The organism is Rhizobium sp. CF142 (assembly GCF_000281145.1).
Taxonomy (GTDB): Bacteria; Pseudomonadota; Alphaproteobacteria; order Rhizobiales; family Rhizobiaceae; genus Rhizobium.
In genome coordinates this window covers 1-1,553 of record NZ_AJWE01000073.1, presented here as the reverse complement: position 1 = coordinate 1,553, position 1,553 = coordinate 1, and the positions used below count along the sequence as shown (strand labels likewise).

Annotated in this window: 1 protein-coding gene and 1 pseudogene; both read left to right on the top strand. The window is 61.2% G+C overall.

Annotated elements, in window-relative coordinates; all coding sequences use genetic code 11:
- A pseudogene (locus PMI11_RS15635) lies at positions 1 to 596 on the top strand (epoxide hydrolase); the annotation flags it as partial.
- A 183-nt stretch (positions 597 to 779) separates the two neighbouring features.
- Entirely contained in the window at positions 780 to 1,469 is a 690-nt protein-coding gene (locus PMI11_RS15630) for a type 1 glutamine amidotransferase domain-containing protein (protein ID WP_007818617.1), read from the top strand.
- The last annotated feature ends 84 nt before the right edge of the window (positions 1,470 to 1,553 follow it).

Here is a 1,553-nt window from a genome sequence, read left to right as displayed (position 1 = left end):
ATATGGCGGCCACCGTGCCTGCCGATATCGCCAAGCTGCTTGCAGCCGGCAGCCCGGCACCGGCTGACCTTTCGGCCGATGAAAAGCGCGCCTATGAGCAGCTCGCCGATTTCTACAAGAACGGTCTCGGCTACGCGATCGAGATGAACAACCGGCCGCAGACGCTCTACGGCATCGTCGACTCCCCGATCGGGCTGGCTTCGTGGATGCTCGACCATGACATCCGCAGCTACCGGATGATTGCCCGGTCCTTCAATGGCGAGAAAGAGGGGCTGACGCCCGACGATGTCATCGACAACGTCACGCTCTATTGGCTGACGAATACGGCGATCTCTTCGGCTCGCCTCTACTGGGACAATGCGCATTTCCCGTCCGGCGGCTTCTTCGATCCGCGCGGCATCAAGATTCCGGTCGCCGTCAGCGCCTTCCCGGACGAGATCTACCAGGCGCCGCAGAGCTGGGCCGAAAAAGCCTATCCGAAGCTCATTCATTACGCCCGGCCGGAAAAGGGCGGGCATTTCGCCGCCTGGGAACAGCCGGAGATCTTCACATCAGAGCTGCGTACCGCTTTCAGGCCGCTGCGCGACCAGATCTGATACCCAACAACGCTCAGGCGCCCGTAAGCGGTATTCCCTCGTCATTGTTGTCCGCTACTTCCGTCCCTGACCCGAAGCTTAGAGCAATTGCCAGTCCCTGATGCCGTCACCTGCATGACGGCGGCTCCCAGGTTTCAGTCCTGATCAATGCACCCCCAGGCCAATCACAGAAGGATAGGCACCATGAAAGTTCTGCTCGTACTGACCTCGCATGACCAGCTCGGCAACACAGGCAAGAAGACGGGTTTCTGGCTCGAAGAGTTTGCCGCACCTTACTATGCGTTCCAGGATGCGGGTGCGGAGATGGTGCTCGCTTCGCCCAAGGGCGGCCAGCCGCCGCTCGACCCCAAGAGCGACGAGCCGACGTTTCAGACCGATCTCACGCGACGCTTCAATGCCGATGAGGCCGCCAAGGCGCGGCTTGCGAATACGGTGCGGCTGGATAGCGTCAACCAGGCTGACTACGACACGGTTTTCTATCCCGGCGGGCATGGCCCGATGTGGGATCTGGCCGAAGACACCAACTCCATCAAGCTGATCGAGTCCTTCATCGCGGCCGGCAAGACCATCGCGCTCGTCTGCCATGCGCCGGGCACGCTTCATCGGGTCAAGAACGCTGACGGCACGCCCTTCGTCGCCGGCCGGAAGGTGACCGGTTTCACCAATGGCGAGGAGGAAGCCGTCGGGCTGACGAAGGTAGTGCCTTTCCTGGTGGAGGACGAGTTGCTGAGGCTCGGGGCGATCTTTTCCAAGGTCAAGGATTGGGGTGTCTACACCGTCACAGACGGGCAGTTGATCACCGGGCAGAACCCGGCATCGTCAGGTCCGGCAGCGCATGTGCTCATCGAGGCGCTGCGCAAGAAGGGTAAGTAAGGCAAAATTGGCAGGAAGGGCGTGTTTCCGTTGCTGTCAGAGGGGTGAGGGAAGATACGTTTGCGCGTGTGGCCCCCTCATCCG

Coding starts and splice junctions, on each gene's coding strand:
- PMI11_RS15630 (WP_007818617.1), top strand. CDS start 780: ATGAAAGTTCTGCTCGTACTGACCTCGCATGACCAGCTCGGCAACACA.